17 protein-coding genes are annotated in these 17,386 nt (G+C 66.3%); 12 read left to right on the top strand and 5 right to left on the bottom strand.

Annotated elements, in window-relative coordinates; genetic code table 11:
* Positions 1-65 precede the first annotated feature (65 nt).
* From P3W85_RS19175 to P3W85_RS19165, 3 genes are all read left to right on the top strand, one after another.
* A complete protein-coding gene (locus P3W85_RS19175; protein ID WP_276265950.1) occupies positions 66-1,049 on the top strand; it encodes a hydroxymethylglutaryl-CoA lyase in 984 nt (327 codons plus the stop codon).
* A gap of 9 nt (positions 1,050-1,058) precedes the next feature.
* Positions 1,059-2,285, top strand: coding sequence for a CaiB/BaiF CoA transferase family protein (locus P3W85_RS19170; protein ID WP_346430276.1), 1,227 nt, complete (start codon positions 1,059-1,061; stop codon positions 2,283-2,285).
* 69 nt (positions 2,286-2,354) lie between these two features.
* Entirely contained in the window at positions 2,355-3,344 is a 990-nt protein-coding gene (locus P3W85_RS19165; protein WP_276265949.1) for a Bug family tripartite tricarboxylate transporter substrate binding protein, read from the top strand.
* A 181-nt stretch (positions 3,345-3,525) separates the two neighbouring features.
* On the opposite strand, the gene alr is transcribed toward P3W85_RS19165, so the two are convergent.
* From alr to P3W85_RS19140, 5 genes are all read right to left on the bottom strand, one after another.
* The gene (gene alr, locus P3W85_RS19160; RefSeq protein ID WP_276265948.1) at positions 3,526-4,692 is read right to left on the bottom strand and encodes an alanine racemase; all 1,167 of its coding nucleotides are present in this window, start codon (positions 4,690-4,692) and stop codon (positions 3,526-3,528) included.
* Positions 4,693-4,813: 121 nt separating this feature from the next.
* Positions 4,814-6,235 (bottom strand): N-succinylarginine dihydrolase, encoded by a 1,422-nt coding sequence (astB, locus tag P3W85_RS19155; protein WP_276265947.1) that lies wholly within the window; start codon positions 6,233-6,235, stop codon positions 4,814-4,816.
* Positions 6,228-7,268 (bottom strand): arginine N-succinyltransferase, encoded by a 1,041-nt coding sequence (gene astA / locus P3W85_RS19150; RefSeq protein ID WP_276265946.1) that lies wholly within the window; start codon positions 7,266-7,268, stop codon positions 6,228-6,230. Before astA ends, astB begins: the two co-directional genes overlap by 8 nt.
* Positions 7,269-7,317: 49 nt before the next feature.
* On the bottom strand, positions 7,318-8,340 hold the full coding sequence (locus P3W85_RS19145) for an arginine N-succinyltransferase (RefSeq protein ID WP_017229402.1): 1,023 nt from the start codon (positions 8,338-8,340) through the stop codon (positions 7,318-7,320).
* Positions 8,341-8,513: 173 nt separating this feature from the next.
* Positions 8,514-9,476 carry a helix-turn-helix domain-containing protein gene (locus P3W85_RS19140; protein WP_276265945.1) on the bottom strand — a complete coding sequence of 321 codons (963 nt, stop codon included), beginning with the start codon at positions 9,474-9,476 and terminating at the stop codon, positions 8,514-8,516.
* 409 nt (positions 9,477-9,885) lie between these two features.
* Here P3W85_RS19140 and P3W85_RS19135 point away from each other — a divergent pair, with 409 nt between their 5' ends.
* From P3W85_RS19135 to P3W85_RS19095, 9 genes are all read left to right on the top strand, one after another.
* Complete coding sequence (locus tag P3W85_RS19135) at positions 9,886-10,674, top strand: ABC transporter substrate-binding protein (RefSeq protein WP_017229400.1); 789 nt, start codon at positions 9,886-9,888, stop codon at positions 10,672-10,674.
* A gap of 93 nt (positions 10,675-10,767) precedes the next feature.
* Positions 10,768-12,012, top strand: a complete 1,245-nt coding sequence (locus P3W85_RS19130) for an NAD(P)/FAD-dependent oxidoreductase (RefSeq protein ID WP_276265944.1) — start codon at positions 10,768-10,770, stop codon at positions 12,010-12,012.
* 66 nt (positions 12,013-12,078) lie between these two features.
* Entirely contained in the window at positions 12,079-12,765 is a 687-nt protein-coding gene (locus P3W85_RS19125) for an ABC transporter permease (protein ID WP_017229398.1), read from the top strand.
* Positions 12,762-13,478, top strand: a complete 717-nt coding sequence (locus P3W85_RS19120; protein WP_035815192.1) for an ABC transporter permease — start codon at positions 12,762-12,764, stop codon at positions 13,476-13,478. The genes P3W85_RS19125 and P3W85_RS19120 overlap by 4 nt, the downstream gene beginning before the upstream one ends.
* An 86-nt stretch (positions 13,479-13,564) precedes the next feature.
* Entirely contained in the window at positions 13,565-14,320 is a 756-nt protein-coding gene (locus tag P3W85_RS19115) for an ABC transporter ATP-binding protein (protein ID WP_035815189.1), read from the top strand.
* 157 nt (positions 14,321-14,477) lie between these two features.
* Entirely contained in the window at positions 14,478-15,143 is a 666-nt protein-coding gene (locus tag P3W85_RS19110; protein WP_035815178.1) for a helix-turn-helix transcriptional regulator, read from the top strand.
* A 74-nt stretch (positions 15,144-15,217) separates the two neighbouring features.
* Positions 15,218-15,679 (top strand): RidA family protein, encoded by a 462-nt coding sequence (locus P3W85_RS19105; protein WP_017229394.1) that lies wholly within the window; start codon positions 15,218-15,220, stop codon positions 15,677-15,679.
* A gap of 86 nt (positions 15,680-15,765) precedes the next feature.
* A complete protein-coding gene (locus P3W85_RS19100; RefSeq protein WP_276265943.1) occupies positions 15,766-16,197 on the top strand; it encodes a CopG family transcriptional regulator in 432 nt (143 codons plus the stop codon).
* A gap of 47 nt (positions 16,198-16,244) precedes the next feature.
* The gene (locus P3W85_RS19095) at positions 16,245-17,372 is read left to right on the top strand and encodes an extracellular catalytic domain type 1 short-chain-length polyhydroxyalkanoate depolymerase (protein WP_276265942.1); all 1,128 of its coding nucleotides are present in this window, start codon (positions 16,245-16,247) and stop codon (positions 17,370-17,372) included.
* The last annotated feature ends 14 nt before the right edge of the window (positions 17,373-17,386 follow it).

The raw sequence follows: 17,386 nt of genomic DNA, 5'->3' as shown, positions 1-17,386 counted from the left end.
CGCCATGAGCGCGATGCGTGCCTATGCCAGGCCGAAACACGGGCATCCGAGGGGACACAGACAAAATGACAAGGCTCACTGAGTTGGCGCCGCGCCGCGCCGTGATCCGCGAGGTTGGATTGCGCGACGGGCTGCAGAGCATCGCCACCATCCTGCCGACTGCCGCCAAGCGCGAGTGGATCCAGGCGGCCTATGCGGCGGGCCAGCGCGAAATCGAAGTCGGCTCGTTTGTCCCGGCGAAGCGGTTGCCGCAGCTTGCGGATACCGCGGAACTAGTGGACTTTGCCAGGTCGCTGCCGGGACTGTTGGTCTCGGTGCTGGTGCCGAACCTGCGGGGCGCGGAGAACGCCATTGCCAGCGGCGCTGACCTGATGCTGGTGCCGCTGTCCGCCAGCCACGCGCACAGCCTGGCCAATCTGCGCAAGACCCCCGGCGAGGTGGTGGCCGAAGTGGCCAGGATCCGTGCCGCCCGCGATGCGGCCGGCTCCCGGACCCTGATCGAAGGCGGCGTGGGCACGGCCTTCGGCTGCACCATCCAGGGCTATGTGGATCCGGACGAGGTGCTGCGCCTGATGCAGGCCTTGCTGGATGCGGGTGCCGATCGCGTCAGCCTGGCGGACACGGTGGGCTACGCCGACCCCGCCATGGTGCGCAGCCTGTTCGAACGTGCCTCGGCGACTGCCGGCGAGCGCTTCTGGTGCGGCCATTTCCACGACACGCGCGGGCTTGGCCTGGCCAACGTCTATGCCGCGCTGGAGGCCGGGGTGACCCGCTTCGATGCCTGCCTCGCGGGGATCGGCGGCTGCCCGCACGCCCCCGGCGCCAGCGGCAACGTCGCTACCGAGGACCTGGCCTTCCTGCTGGAGAGCATGGGTTTCGAGACCGGCATCGATATCGGCCGCCTGCTGGCATTGCGCGCGCGCGTGGCCGGCTGGCTGACGGATGAAACCCTGCATGGCACGCTGTGGCGCGCCGGCCTGCCCAAGACATTCCCTGCGTCGCTTGCCGATGCGGCCACCGCCACCGAGACCACCGGCGCCAGCGCCTGAGAGCGAACCATGAGCACGGAACACACCGAACACACCGAACACACCGAACACACCGAACACACGGAACACACCGAACAAACTGCACACGCCGAGCATGCCGCCTTGCCGCTCGCCGGCGTTCGCGTCGTCGAGTTCACCCATATGGTGATGGGCCCGACCTGCGGCATGATCCTGGCGGACCTGGGCGCTGAAGTCATCAAGGTCGAGCCGCCTGGCGGCGACAAGACCCGCAACCTGCCCGGCCTTGGCATTGGCTTCTTTCGCTCGTTCAACCGCAACAAGAAGAGCGTTGTCATCGATATCACCTCGCCGCAGGGACAAGCCACGGCGGCGGAACTGGTTGGCCAGTGCGATGTGTTGCTGGAGAACTTCCGTCCGGGGCTGATGGAGAAATGCGGGCTCGACTATGCCACCTTGTCCGCCAGGTTCCCGGGGCTGATCTACGTGTCGCACAAGGGCTTCCTTCCCGGCCCTTATGAAAACCGCCTGGCGCTCGACGAAGTCGTGCAGATGATGGGGGGGCTGTCCTACATGACCGGCCCGAAGGGCCGCCCGCTGCGCGCGGGCACCTCGGTGAACGACATCATGGGCGGCATGTTTGGCGCCATCGGCGTGATGGCCGCCTTGCGCGAACGCGACCGTACCGGCAAGGGGCAGGAAGTGCAGAGCGCGCTGTTCGAGAATTGCGTCTTCCTGTCGTCCCAGCATATGCAGCAGTTTTCGATGACCGGCGAGCCGCCGCCGCCGATGCCGTCCCGCGTCTCCGCCTGGAGCGTCTACGACGTGTTCACGCTGGCCGACGGCGAGCAACTGTTTATCGGCGCCGTCAGCGACAAGCAGTTCAACACCTTGTGCGACGTGCTGCAGCGCCCAGACCTGGCTGCCGATCCCGAACTCGCGACCAACGCCATGCGTGTTGCGGTACGGCCGGCATTGCTGGAGCGGCTGGGCGCGATTCTCAAGGCGCATCGGGTGGAGACCCTCTCGCCAAAACTCGAAGCCGCCGGCATTCCCTATGCGCCCATCATGCGCCCGGAGCAGTTGCTGGAGGATCCCCACCTGAGAGCCAGCGGCGGCCTGGTTCCGATGCAGATCGACGACGGCGGAACGACGGATGTGGTGCTGCTGCCGCTGCTGATGGGTGGGCGCAGGCCCGGCGTGCGCATGCCGCTGCCGGGCATCGGCGAGCACAACGACGAAATCCTGTCAGCCCTGGACACGCGGGCCCAGGGCTGAATACTGCCGCCTTGCCGCGTGGCCCTGGACGGCCACGCGGACCAGGACGATAACGATACGGAGACAGACATGGCATTCCCCCTTTCGCGCCGGGCAGCACTCGGCATGGCCGTATCGGCCGCGGCACTCACGCTCGCCTGGCCGGCCGGCACCGCGCTGGCCCAGGGCTCGGGCCGGCCGCTGCGCCTGATCCTGCCGATCAGCGCCGGCTCCGGCGTGGACGCGATCGCACGCGCCGCCGGGCCTGCGCTGGGCAGGAGCCTGGGCCAGCCGGTGGTGATCGAGAATCTGCCCGGCGCCGGCGGCATTACCGGCGCCACGGCCGTAGCCAGGGCCTCGCCCGACGGCACGACGCTGGGGCTGTTCTCCAACAACCACGTCATCAATCCCAGCGTGTACAGGAAGTTGCCGTTCGACGCGATCAGGGACTTCACGCCCATCAGCGTGATCGGTTCGACGCCGCTGGTGCTGGTGGTCAACGCCAGGGTCCCGGCGAAGAACGTGCAGGAATTGGTTGCGCTCCTCAAGGCCAGGCCAGATGCATTCAACTATGCATCGTCGGGCAACGGCACCATTCTCCAGCTTGCAGCCGAAATGTTCCTCGACGAGGCGCACGTCAAGGCCCGGCACGTTCCCTATAAGGGGACCGGGCCAATGATCACCGACCTGATCGCCGGTCAGGTCGAGATGGGCGTGGTGGCGCTGAATGCCGTTGCGCCGCATCTGAAGAACGGCACCCTGCGCGCGATCGGACTGTGCGGCGCGACGCGCTCGCCCGCCGCGCCCGAGATTCCCACCATCGCCGAGCAAGGGTTGCCGGCTTATGCCGTCGAGGGCTGGTTCGCGGTGGTGGGCCCCGCCGGGCTTGCGCCGGCCGAAGTCAAGCGCCTTCAGGCCGCATTCGCGAAGGCGTTCACCAGTCCGGATGTCCTGGACGCCATGAAGAAGCAAGGCAATACGATCAATCCGGGAACGCCGGAGGCGGCCGCCAGGTTCTTCCAGAGCGAAGCGGCGCGCTATGCGGCCTTGGTCAGGAAGGCCAATGTGAGCCTTGAGTAGGCGCCACGTCCGGGCGAGGGGCGGTGGTGCCGCGGTGTTCGGGCTGCGGCGTGCGCCGCCTCGACGTCATCGGGCACGCACGCCGAAGGAGGCCGCGCAGGCCAGGCATGAACCCCTTGCGAGAGGTGTTGGGGCCGCCGGCGGAGAACCGATCTGCGCATCGGAGGCAGGGGACCCGCTGCTATCGGCCGGGTGACTGGAAAGATGCCGGGAGCGCGTCTCCCGTGCCTGGCTGCCCGGAGCGCGTCGCAATCTTGCTGACGGAATTGCCCCAGCCAACGCAGAGGTCTGGGTAAATCGTGCCGGAGATGGCTTCGATGTCCGCCACATCGATCCGGCCGTCGCCTTGCCGGCCGCAGAGGACAACCTCGTCGCCGGGAAAGACCGCTTCGCACGCGGTCACGTCGACCATCAGGGTATTCATCGTCACCCGCCCGACCACCGGAAACCGCTTGCCCCGGATCAGGGCGAATCCCTTGTTGGAGAAGGCCCGTCGGTACCCGTCCGCGTAGCCGATCGGGATATTGGCGAGCCGGGAGTCGCGCTCCAGGGTGAGGGTGCGGTCGTAGGCCACGGTGTTGCCGGCGGGGTAGGCGTTCACCGAAGCCACGCGGGACTTCAGGCTGGCGATGGCCTGGAACGCCGGGTAGGCGGGCATGCAGCCGTACAGGATGGCGCCCGTTCGCACCATGTCCAGGTGGCTGCCGGGCACTTCCAGGGTGGCGAAGGAGTTGGCGCAGTGCAGTTGCACGCGGGCGCGGTCCAGCCCCGCGTTCTCGACGATCCAGCCGGCTTCCTCGCGGAAGCTGGCCAGCCCGCGCTCCACGTCCGCGACATCGCAGACCGGGAAATGCGTCATGATGCCAACCACTTCCAGGTTGGCGAGCGCCGCCGCCGCGAGCGCCTTGCGGCGTTCCTCGGGGGCCTTGAGGTCGAAGCCGTTCCGGCTCATCCCGCCGGAGTTCAGCTCGAGATGCACCCGCACCGAACGCCCGCGGCGCCCGGCGATCTCGTTCATCTTGTGCGCGTACTCGAGATTGCCGGCGATTTCCTCCAGCCGGTATTGCAGGCCATCCTCGATTTCCACCGGCGTGGCCGCGCGCACGCGCAGCAGCCGGCCACGAAAGCCTGCATGGCGGACAATTTCCGCCTCTTCGTTGCTGGCGATGCCGATCGATGCAACGCCGAGCGCTATCGCCGAGGCTACCAGCAGGGCCATGCCATGCCCGCATGCATCGGCCTTCATGACCGCGCACATCTCGGTCCGGGGGCCGATCAGCGCCTGGATGCCGCGAACATTCGCTTCGAACTTGTCGAGATCGACTTCAAACCACGCGTTGCTTTCCATATGAACTCTTGTTTCCTGATGTGGCGATGGCCGGATGCGGCGCGTACGAAGCCGCACCGCATCGGGCGGTGATGGAGTGGAAATGGTTGGAATGGCCGGGTGGCCGTGTGCGGGCGCGCTGTCAGTCCACGGTGTAGAACCCCGGCAGATTCAGGATGTGTTCCAGCTCGTGCAGCGCCACCCGGATTTCATCCAGCAGTTGCGGGTCGCGCAGGTCGTCGGGCAGCAGGCGGTCGCGGTAGTGGCGGGCGACCCACGCAACCAGCGTGTCGTGCAGCGCTTCGCTGAAGAACACATGGCTGCCAATGGAGGCCGCTTGCGCGGCGTCCAGCACCACCCGCAGGCGCAGGCAGGCCGGGCCGCCGCCATTGCGCATGCTTTCGCGCAAGTCGAAGGACAGGACTTCGGCAATCGGCGCCCCGGGTGCCGACAGTTGCTCCAGATAGGTCCGGCACGCGGCATTATCCTGGCACTCGGCGGGCACGACCATCAGCTTGCCGCCGTCGGGAGCGCAGAGCAGCTGGCTGTTGAACAGGTAGGTGGCAACGGCGTCCTGCAGCGAGAGCTGGTCTTCGGCTACGCGGATGCAATTGAGCGCCAGGCCGCTTGTGTCGCAGGCCCTGGTCAGCGCAGCGATTGTGCCGGGCTCGTCATCGAAGGCGGCCTGGTGATAGAACAAGGTATCCAGGTGCCCGACGGCGATCACGTCGTTGTGAAAGACGCCGGCATCGATTGCCACCGCCGATTGCCGCGCATGGACCGTCCGTGCCGGGTCGAGCCGGTGCAGCCGGGCCACGGCGCGGCTGGCTTCGGCGTACTGGCGGGGAGCGAACCTGCGCGGGGCCGCGTCCGCGGCGGCGAAAGCGTCTTCGCCGTGGACGAAGAACTGGACGCCGGGCTCTCCATGGGCGCGGGCAAAGCGCGTATGGTTCGCCGCGCCTTCGTCGCCGAGGGCGGCAACGCCGGGAAGGGCGTCGTGCACGGCGAAATACTGCTCGTTGCTGAAGATCTGACGGAGCAGCCGCGCCGTGTCCGGATGCTCGAGCGACCGGTGCAGCTTGGCGCTGAGATTGGCCGGGGTGAAATGGACCTTGCCGTCGGCGGAGTCCGCCGCAGGGCAGACCGTGGCGGCGTTGGCGGTCCACATCGACGAAGCGGAGTAGGCCGCCGACAGCAGTTGCGGCTCCAGCTGTGCAGCCTTGGCAAGCACCGCCGCGTCGCTGCCGTTGAAGCCGAGCGCCCGCAGCAGCCGCAGGTTCGGCCTGGCGAGCGGTGGCAGCACGGCCTGGGGAATGCCCCGGCGGTGCAGGGCCAGCATCTTCTCCAGGCCCTGCAGCGCCGCCTTGCGCGGATTCGCGGCAGTGCCGCGATTGCGCATGGAGGCGATATTGCCGGTGGCGAGGCCCGAGTGGTGGTGGCTGGGCCCCACGAGTCCGTCGAAGTTGAACTCTTGCGCGCGCGGTCTGCCTCCTGCGCCAAAGCTCCCTGCCAGCGTGAACGGATCGTCCGGTAGCTGGCCTTGCGGATCGCAATGGTTATCCATTGAGCTTCTCTCCCGGCTTGAGCGTGACGACGCGGACGGGGTCGCCGGCGTTGACGGCGAGCGCCTCGCGCTCTTCGCCGGTCAGCGGCAGGCTGCCAAAGGCGGGCGCCGAATGGCTGACGATGGCGCGGAAGTCGCCGCGCCTGGTATTGCCGACCAGCACCGGGTGCGCGCCGGCGGGTTCGCTGCCCGCTGCCGGGCGGGCGATCGCGAGCATGCTGTCCTTGGTGATGCGCAGATGCTTGACGTGCCCCTGGACCACCGGGCCGGCATCGAAGATATCCACCAGGCCTTCGTAGTCCAGGCCCTCCTGTTCCAGCATGCGCCGCGCGGGCTCGGTATCGGCGTGCGCGCGGCCGATCACCGCGCGCGCTTCGTCGCTCAGGAAGTCGGTGTAGATGGGAAAGCGCGGCATCAGCTCCGCGATAAACGACTTGGCGCCGCCGCCGCTCTTGTCGTCGGCCACGGAGAAATCCATCTTGAAGAAGTGCTTGCCGAGACTCTCCCAGAACGGCGAAGTGCCGTCCGGGCGGAGGAATCCCCTGAGCTCGGCGCAGATCACCTCGGGAAGCAGGTCGATAAAGCTGGCGGCGAACAGCAGGCGGCCTTTCGACAGCAGTTTTCCGTTGTTGCCGCTGCGGTAGGCGGGGTCGAGGAACAGGGTGCAAAGCTCCGCGCAGCCGGTGAGGTCGTTCGACAGGAAGAGCGTCTTCTTGTTGGAGTAGACGCCGATCTCGCGGCAGGAATGCACCAGTTGGCCGAGGCGGAAGCTGTAGAACGCATCTTCCAGGCCCACCGCGGCCTTCAGGGCGCTGACGCCGCAGACCTGGCGGGTTGCCGTGTCTTCGAGGACGAAGACATAGTCGCATTGCTCGGGCGGCAGTTCGCCGCTGAACGACGCCTCGGCGGTGGCGATGCGCTTGCCCAGTACGGCGGCATCCGCCTTGAGGGTGGTCATGCCGGGGCCAACCTTCTGCGCCAGCGAGAGCAGGGCGGGAAGGTGGGTGGCATGGATTGCGCGTAGAACGATCATGCGGGCTCCTGGGGGGGCATCACAGTGTGTCGCGCTGTGTCTGGCCGGGTCATGCGGCCGCCACGATGACGGCATCGCCGGGCGAAACGCGCAACGATTCCAGCGTTCGGGCGGCAAGGGAGATCCTGCCCCGGTCCAGCTCGACCACGCCGCTGGCGATGGTGCAGCGGAACGTGGCCAGCGGGCCGGTGGAAGCCACCAGGCAGGTCTCGGCGGGCTGGTTCCCGGCGTCAAGCCCGGCGGTCAGCGTGCGGGCGGTGGCGAGGGTCTGCAGGCGGGATGCGTGGGCTTCCAGCACCGGGCCGCCGTCGAAGATGTCGACATAGCGCTCCGCCTCGAAGCCTTCCGCGCTCAGGATGTCGAACGGATAGGTGGCAGCCGGGTGCAATTGGCCGATCACCTCCCGGGCCTCGTCGGGCAGGAGGGAAACGTAGACGGGGTAGTGCGGCATCAGTTCCACGAAAAGCGTGCCGTTGCGGGCACCCTGCACCACGCGTTCGGCCGACAGGTAATCCATGTTGAAGAACTTGCGCCCGATCGCATCCCAGAAAGGCGATGAATGATCCGCGCGGGTCTGGCCAGCCAGGCAGACGAAGAACTCGTCGGCGAAGCGCCGCCGGTCGGCCGCCGCCAGCATCAGGCGCGAGCGCGACAGCAGGGGGCCCGCCCAGGCGTCTTCCCCGGGCGCATCCACCAGGAAGCCGGACAGTTGCGAATGCGCGGTGAGATCCGAACTCAGCGTCAGCACATGCACGTTGTTGCTGATGCCAAGATCGCGCGACACATGGTGGATGACGTCGTTCCGGTAGGAGAAATAGGCGCCCGCCGCGCCGGCGGTGGCCGAGATGGACGCGGCACCGGCCAGCGTGCCGTCAGGGCGCTCCAGCACCATCTGGTAGCGTTCGTCTCCCGGCATGTCGACGGATCGTGCCAGGGCTTCGGCGCAGCGCGAGACGGCATCGTCGATACGCTCGCGCGTGCGGGGCAGCGTGTGGACGTGCGGGGTCGCGCGCTGTGCAAGTGCAAACAGCGCGGACGCATCCTTTTCAACGGCGGGGCGGGCTATCCACATGGTGTTCCTGCATAAGTCACGATGAGCCGCGATCGGTCGCGGTGAATCTGCCTGTGTGGCTGGCCTGGCAGCGTCCCGAACTGTACGTGCTGCGGGACGCCGCTCAATCCACGGATGCGACGTCGCATTTCAGATCTGCGCCGTCATGGCTGAAACCGGCTTCGCCGAACGGCTCAGGCCTCCGGGCGGAGAATCCGCTGCCTCTCCTCGCGCGGGGTCAGCCCAAAGACCGTCCGGTAGGTCGTGGAAAAGTGCGGACCCGACGAGAAGCCGCACATCAGGCCGATCTGCAGCAGGGAATGGCGGGATTCCCGCAGCAGCCGGCGCGCCCTGGCCAGGCGGATGTCCAGGTAATAGCGCGACGGCACGGCATTGAGGTGCTGCTTGAACAGCCGCTCCAGCTGGCGCCGCGACACGCCGACCAGGCGTGCGATTTCCTCTGCCTGCAGCGGCTCCTCGATATTGGCTTCCATCAGCGCGACCGCCTCGGACAGCTTGGGCGTCAGGCCGCTGAACTGCGTCTGCAGCGCAACACGCTGGCGCTCGGCTGGTTCGCGGATGCGCTCGATGCACAGCATGTCCTGGATGGTGCTGGCCAGTTGCGTGCCGAGCGTATCGCGCACAAGACCCAGGGCCAGGTCGATGGCAGCCGTGCCCCCGCAGCAGGTTGTCCATTTGCCCGTGTGCTCGATGATGGCCGGCGACAGGATGGCATCGTCCGCCGGCGCGTCCAGCACCATGGCGTCATGCCAGTGCAGTGCGACGCGCATGCCGGCTGACCAGCGGGTCTGCAGCAGCCACAGCACCGCCTTGCCGATCACGCATACGTAGGTGGCTTTCTCGATCAGTTCGTCGAGCCGGCCGGAGGGCGCGCCCGGGCTGTACGGCTGCGGCTGCTCCCACAGGATGAGCACATCGCAGGGCGGGCAAGCCCCGGTTTCCGAAGCGATCGCCGTGGAAACACGCATGCCGTGATTGCTGCCGAGTGCCTGGGCAAGCTGCAGGATGCGGTGCAGGAACGCGATCTCCGCGGGCAAGGGGGCGCTCCATCCGTAAAGCAGCACGTCCATGCCGGTTGCCCCGAGCAGCTTGCGCCAGGGGGGGCCGCCAACAGCGGCTTCTATCCTCGCGCTCATGGTTCCTTGTTCCTTTGCTTCTTTGTGCCGGTGGGCGTGCCCGGGCCATGCATGGGCCGATGTCGGCGACGCACCCGCAATCCATCCTAATCAAAGTCCCGGCCGCGGGTAAGGGCCAATTTCCCGGTCCGGTATAAGGCCACGCCTTGCGCGGGACCGGCGACGGCGTGAGCCGGTACCGGATGCTAGCGTATACCCGATTGTCCATAATGGAAATTGTGTCTATATTTCGTTTCCGCGTCAGGCCAGCATATCGCCAAGCCGCGCAATACCGGGTTCGGCCGATTCCATCCGCCAGGAGAAATCGCGGCGAACGTCGATCCACAGCCTGACAGGCCTGCGGCGCCCTTGGGTGTCAGGTGCTTCCAGGGAGCCGCGAGGCTCGCAAGACATCGGAGATGCAAACGCTATGAAGTGGAATATGAAGCTCTTCCTTGGACTGATCGCATCGGGTGCGATGCTGTCGTCCGCCAGTGCCCAGCCGCCCCAGGTCCTGCGCATGGGCCTGAACCCGACCTACCCGCCGTTCGAGAGCAAGTCGCCGTCGGGCGATCTGCAGGGTTTCGACATCGATGTGGGCAACGCCATCTGCAAGAAGCTGAACGTCAAATGCGTGTGGGTGGAGAACGACTTCGACGGACTGATTCCCGCGCTGCAGGCGCGCAAGTTCGATGTCGTGAACTCGGCCATGAACATCACCGAGAAGCGCAGGCAGATCATCGATTTCACGCCGCCGCTCTATATCGTGCCGATCCAGCTGGTGGCAAGGCGCTCGGCGAAACTCCAGCCGACCGTGGAGAGCATGAAGGGCAAGACGGTTGGCGTGATGCGCGGCACGACCCAGGAAGCCTATCTGCAGAAGCACTGGGCCAAGGCCGGCGTCGAGGTCGTCTCGTACCAGGACCAGGCACAAGTGTTCGCCGACCTGATCGCCGGGCGTATCGATGGCGCGGTCCAGGAGTCCCAGACCGCGCTGGACGGCCTGCTGGGCAAGCCCGAGGGACGCGATTTCGACTTCGCCGGCCCGGCGCTGGTCGACCCCGCCACGCTTGGCGTGGGCACCGGCCTTGGCACTCGCAAGGGCGACGACGCGTTGCGGGAGAGGCTGCTCGGTGCCATCGCCGCGCTGAAAAAGGACGGGACGCTGTCGGCGCTGTCCAACAAGTACTTCAAGCGCGACATCATCGTCAAAGAGTAAGCGGGGCGGGCCCGGCTGCAGGCCGGGCATTGCCGCCGCTCGGGACCGGTGCGGCGGAGTACGGCGGAAGGCGTTGATTTTCGGAGTGTTGGCGTGGATGCAGATGTCGTTGTTATCGGAGCCGGGATCGTCGGCGTCAGTGTTGCGGTTCACCTGGCGCAGCGTGGCCGCAAGGTGATCCTGGTGGACAAGCGGGCTCCCGGGGAAGAAACCAGCTTTGGCAACGCGGGGCTGATCGAGCGGGCGTCGGTGGTTCCCTACGGTTTTCCGCGGGACCTGGCGACGCTGGTCCGCTACGCGGGCAACCGGCAGACTGCCCTGCGCTACGACGCGCGGGCGTTGCCGTCGTTCCTGCCGTGGCTGGCGCGCTATTGGCATCAGTCCGCGCCAAAGCGGCTGGCGCGTGCGAGCCATGACATGGTGCCCCTGATAGCGCACAGCGTTTCCGAGCATGACAAGCTGATCGCGCTTGCCGGCGTGCAGCCCCTGGTCAGATCCGGCGGATGGATCGAGGCGTTCCGCACCCCGGAAGCCTTTGCGCGGCGCCGGGCGGTCTGCGAACCGCTGGCCTTGCGCTACCGGCTGGACATGAAACTGCTGGACAAGGCGGCGCTGGAACAGACCGAGCCCGGTCTCGCACCTGGCTTCATCGGTGCGATTCACTGGGTGGATCCGAAGTGTGTGACGGACCCAGGCGAGCTGACAAAGGGCTATGCCTCGCTGCTGCAGTCCATGGGCGGGACGATCGTCCGGGCGGCTGTCTCGCAGCTCGCGCAAAGCGGGAGCGCCTGGCGTGTGCATACGGACAGCGGAGAGATGGCGGCCAGCGAAGTCGTCATCGCGCAGGGGCCGTGGTCAACCCAACTGATCGCGCCACTGGGCTACCGCATTCCGCTTGTGGGCAAGCGGGGGTACCACATGCACTATCGATCCGAAGCCGGTACCGCCCAACGGTTCCCGATCGCCGACTGCGAAGTCGGCTATGTGATCGCGCCAATGGAAAGAGGGCTGCGGCTGACGACCGGGGTCGAGCTTTCGTCGGATTCGTGCCCACCGACCCCGGTCCAGCTGGAGCGGGCGGAGCGCAAGGCGAAGGGGATCTTCAGGCTGGGCGAGCGGCTGGACGCGCAGCCGTGGATGGGGCGCCGGCCTTGCACGCCGGACATGCGGCCCGTGATTGGCGCGGCAGGGCGGCACAAGGGGCTTTGGTTTGCGTTCGGGCATAACCACCACGGCCTGACGCTGGGTCCGGTCACGGGGCGGCTGCTGGCGGAAATGATGACGGACGGCAAGCCCTTTACGGACCCGGCGCCGTACAGCCCCGGGCGCTTTGCATAGCGGAAGCAGAAGAGCCGGGTGTTGGCCGGGGCGCCGGCCACAGACACAGGATGACAGGAGTTACCAATGCTGCATGGATATGGCTGGGTGATAGCGCTAGGGACTTGGCAGACCGTCAAGCTGGCGCTGCTTTCCCTCTTGCTGGCGGTCGTGCTGGGCTTGCTTGGCGCGAGCGCCAAGGTGTCCAGGGTCGCCGCCCTGAACAAGGTTGCGTCGGTCTATACGACGCTGATACGCGGCGTGCCCGACCTGGTGCTGATGCTGTTGCTGTTCTACAGCATCCAGATGTGGCTGAACCGGATGACGGACTATATGCAGATCGACCAGGTCGATATCGATCCCTTCGTGGCCGGTGTGATGACGATCGGCTTCATCTACGGCGCCTATTTCACCGAGACGTTCCGCGGCGCGTTCATGTCGGTGCCGGCGGGCCAGATCGAGGCCGGTGTGTCCACCGGCATGAGCGGGCTGCAGGTGTTCCGGCGCATCCTGTTTCCGCAGATGATGCGCTTTGCCCTGCCGGGCATCGCGAACAACTGGCAGGTGCTGGTCAAGGCCACGGCGCTGGTCTCGCTGATCGGGCTGACCGATCTGGTGAAGGTCGCGCTGGATGCCGGCAAGAGCACGTTCAGCATGTTCAACTTCATCCTGATCGCGGCGGTCATTTACCTGGCGCTGACGTCCGTCTCCAACCTGGTGCTGGTGTGGCTGGGCAAGCGCTATTCGCTCGGCGTAAGGGAGGCAAGAATCTGATGGACCTGCTACTCGAATACTGGAAGGCTTACCTCTACTCGGACGGCGCCAGGATGACCGGCCTGGCCATGACGCTGTGGCTGCTGGTCCTGTCGCTCGCCATCGGCCTCGCGGCCGCCGTGCCGCTGGCCGTCGCGCGTACCTCGTCGTGCCGTGCGTTGTCGATGCCGGTCCGCCTCTATACCTACCTCTTTCGCGGTACGCCGCTGTACGTGCAGCTGCTGCTGATCTACTCGGGAGTGTACGGGCTGTCCGTGGTCAGGGACGCGGACCTGCTCAACCAATTCTTCCGCAACGGCTTCAATTGCACGGTGCTGGCGTTCGGCCTGAATACCTGCGCCTATACGACGGAGATCTTCGCGGGGGCGATTGCGAGCACGGCCTATGGCGAGGTGGAGGCGGCGAAGGCCTACGGCATGTCGCGCCTGACGCTCTACCTGCGCGTGATCCTGCCCTCGGCGCTGCGCCGCTCGCTGCCCAACTATGGGAACGAGGTCATCCTGATGCTGCACGCCACGACGGTTGCCTTCGTCGCCACCGTTCCCGATCTGCTCAAGGTGGCGCGTGACGCCAATGCCGCGACTTACCGTTCGTTCGAGTCCTTTGGCTTTGCCGCCGTGCTGTACCTGATCGTCTCGCTCGCAATCGTTCACCTGTTCCGCCGCGCGGAGCACAAATGGCTCGCTTTCCTGCGGCCCGTGGAGAAAAAATAATGCCCTCATTGGCCATGAAGTCAAAGGTGGAAGAATCGGCGCGCCACGCGCCTGCCGCACAGGATTCCCAGGCGCGCGCCGCGCTGATGGCAAGCGATATCCATAAGAGCTATGGCAGCCATCAGGTGCTCACCGGCGTCTCGCTGCGTGCCGTGCCGGGCGACGTGATCTCCATCATCGGCTCGAGCGGCTCCGGCAAGAGCACCTTCCTGCGCTGCATGAACTTCCTCGAGCAGCCGGATGCCGGGCAGATCGTGGTGAATGGCGAGCAGGTCCGGATGCACACTGGCAAGGACGGCAAGCGCCGCGTCACGGACGCCAGGCAGTTGCGCCAGATTCGCACCAGGCTGGCGATGGTCTTCCAGCATTTCAATCTCTGGTCCCATATGACGGTGCTGCAGAACGTCACGGAAGCGCCGCAGCACGTGCTTGGGGTGAAGAAGAAGGAAGCGCAGGAGTGGGCGGCCCATTGCCTGAACAAGGTCGGCCTGACCCAGCAGGCCATGAGCGCCTACCCGGCGCACCTCTCGGGCGGGCAGCAGCAGCGGGTCGCCATTGCCCGCGCCCTGGCCATGCGTCCCGACGTGCTGCTGTTCGACGAGCCGACCTCCGCGCTGGACCCGGAACTGGTGGGCGAAGTGCTGAAGGTGATGCAGCAACTGGCCGCGGAAGGGCGCACCATGGTGGTGGTGACCCATGAAATGGGCTTCGCGCGCTCGGTGTCGACGCAGGTGATGTTCCTGCACAAGGGCAAGGTCGAGGAGACGGGCGCCGGCGAGACGCTGTTCTCCAATCCGCAGTCGCCGCGGCTGCAGCAATTCCTGTCGAGCAACCTCAAGTAGCGCAGGCGTTCCTCCGGGGGCTACCGCTCGGCAGGCAGCGGCGCCATCATCAGGTATCGTTCGAGGTTTTGGCACCCATGCAGCACGATGCGGACATGGAGAGGGGCGCGCAGCGCGCCCCTCGGGGCCGGGCCAGAGATACCAACGGGGAACGACAATGAGGAAAGCCAGGGATACGACAAGGAGAGCGATGCTGCTGAAGCGCTATGCGCCCATTGCGGACAGCATTTCCACGCTGTTTTTTCCATATGCCGAGGTGGTCATCCACGACACGACGGACCGTAAGGTCATCCATATCGCAAACAATCTGTCGCGGCGCGAGGTGGGCGACGATTCGTCGATCGATGAACTGGATATCAACGCCAGCAAGAAGATCTACGGGCCCTATGAAAAGCTGAACTGGGACGGCCGGCGCATGCGGTCGATCAGCGTCACGATCGATGGGGAAGACGGCAAGCCGGCAGGCGTCATGTGCGTGAATTTCAATATCGCCGTGTTCGAGGATATCGGTGCCGCGCTGGAACTGTTTGTAAAGGGGGTTGGCGTGGCGTCCCGTCCGGTCGACCTGTTCAAGGACGACTGGCAGGAGCGCATCAATATCTTCCTGCACGAATGGCTGCAGAAGCGCCAGCTGGCGCTGAACACGCTGACCCGCGACCACAAGCGCGAACTGGTGGAGGCCCTGTACGCGGAGGGCGCGTTCAACGGCAAGAGCGCCGCGAACTATGTGGCGACGATTCTGGGCATGGGGCGGGCTACCGTCTACAAGCACCTCAAGGGGATGCGCGAGGATGCCGACGCGGCGCTGGATGCGATTGGCTAGCGCTGCGGTGGATCCGCTCGCACGGAAGTTAGACGAATCAGTTTTATCAACGCAATCACCTGACGGAGAGAAACATGAGTGAATCGGTATATGACAAGCTGGCCCAGCTGGAAATCACGCTGGAACCGGTATCGGCGCCGGGCGCCCTGTTTGAAATGACGGCCCAGACGGGCAAGACCGTCTTTGTCTCCGGCCACATCGCGCGCAGGAACGGTGCCCCGTGGGTCGGCAAGCTCGGGCAGGACATGGGCACGGAAGAGGGCGGCCTGGCAGCAAGAGCGGCGGCCATCGACCTGATCGGTACATTGCACGCAGCGCTTGGCGATCTGAACCGCGTCGCGCGCATCGTCAAGGTGATGAGCCTGGTGAATTCCGCGCCGGACTACACCGAGCAGCATATCGTCACGAACGGCGCCTCCGCGCTGTTGAGGCAGGTCTTTGGCGACAAGGGCCGCCATGCGCGCAGCGCTTTTGGCGTGGCGCAGTTGCCGATGGGGGCATGCGTGGAGATCGAGCTTGTGGTGGAAGTGGCCTAGGCCGAACAAAGCCCCATCCTGCTTGACCCGCAGCCCCATCCATCCTATAACCATCCCACTGGATGGGATTTGGATGGAATCTGATCATGCTGGAGCAGCAAGAGGCGCTTTTTTCGGTTTCCAGGCCTAAAGGCGGCGAGACCGAGAAGATCACCATCAATCTCGGCCCCGTCGACCTCGGCCAGATCGACCTGCTGGTCGAGGAGGGCTTTTACTCCAACCGCACGGACCTGATCCGCACGGCAATCCGCAACCAGCTGGCCGTGCATGCCCAGGCCGTCAGCGAGACCGTGACGCGCCGCGCGCTGGTGCTCGGCCTGCAGCACTTTTCCCGCCAGGACCTGGAGGCCGCGCAGGCCGCCCGCCAGCGTCTCGATATCCACGTGCTTGGCCTGGCCAGCATCGCCTCCGACGTGACCCCCGAGCTTGCCCTTGCCACGATCCAGTCGGTCGCGGTGCTGGGCGCTTTTCATGCCCCCGCCGCCGTCAAGGCCGCGCTGGCCGGGCGGATCCGTTGAGCCGCACTGCAACCTGACTGCAACCGAAGCTCCACCGGCGGACCCCGATGACGAAAATGAATGAAGAATTCCTGGCCTCGATGCGGGAAGCCATGGAACTGCTGCGTACTGCGGGTCCTCTGGAGGCCACCGGGTTTATCCAGCGCGCGCTGCGCGGTATCGATGCCGGTGCCCAGCCCCGGGCGCAGCCCGAGACCAGGGTGCAGCCGGCGCAGGTGGTCGAGGCGCTGCTGCCGCGCCCGGCCGGGGCAGAACGTCCCGCCGCAAGGGAGGAGACGCGCGTCCGGCCCGACAAGGCGGAGCACGCGCCGCATGGCGATAGCCACGGCGCGGGTCATTTCAGTGCCAGGACCTATGCGAACCACGCCGGGCAGCGCGGCTACAAGCTCTATGTGCCCGGCGGCGACAAGGGCCGGCCCATGCCGCTGGTCGTGATGCTGCACGGATGCACCCAGGACGCCGACGATTTTGCCGTGGGCACCCGCATGAACGCGCTGGCCGAGCGGCATGGCTTCCTGGTTGCCTATCCCGTCCAGCCGATGACGGCCAATCCATCCCGATGCTGGAACTGGTTCAACCCGGCCGATCAGCAGCGCGCCCTTGGCGAGCCCGCGCTGATCGCGGGCATTACCCGCGAGGTGATGGCCAGCCACCAGGTCGATGCCGATCGCGTGTACGTGGCTGGCTTGTCCGCCGGCGGCGCCATGGCCGCCGTGATGATCCAGGCCTATCCCGAACTGTATGCCGCCGCGGGAGTTCATTCCGGCCTGCCCTGCGGCAGCGCGCATGATCTGCCGTCGGCGCTCGCCGCGATGCATGGCGGGAAGATGGGCGCCGGTGCGGGAGCGGCGGAGGCCGGGCCGCGGCGGCCCCTGATCGTCTTCCACGGCGATGCGGACACCACGGTGCACGTGTCCAATGCCGGCCGCTTGCTGCTTGCGTTCGAGGGCGGGGTTTCCCTGGACGGCAAGCCGCAACGCAGCCGCGGCGGGCGCACCTTTACCTTGCGGCACCTGACTTCGCCCGACGGTATCGATGCGGAGTACTGGCTGATTCACGGGGCGCCGCACGCATGGGCGGGAGGCAGCGCGCGCGGGTCTTACACCGATGCCAGCGGCCCCGACGCCAGTGCGGAGATGGTGCGCTTCTTTCTCGCGCACCCGATGCGGAAGTAGCCCGGCGCAAGGGC

The organism is Cupriavidus basilensis (assembly GCF_029335485.1).
In the GTDB taxonomy this organism is placed as follows: domain Bacteria; phylum Pseudomonadota; class Gammaproteobacteria; order Burkholderiales; family Burkholderiaceae; genus Cupriavidus; species Cupriavidus basilensis_E.
The sequence above is the reverse complement of the archived record's forward strand: the minus strand, read 5'-3'. Positions and strand labels throughout refer to the sequence as shown.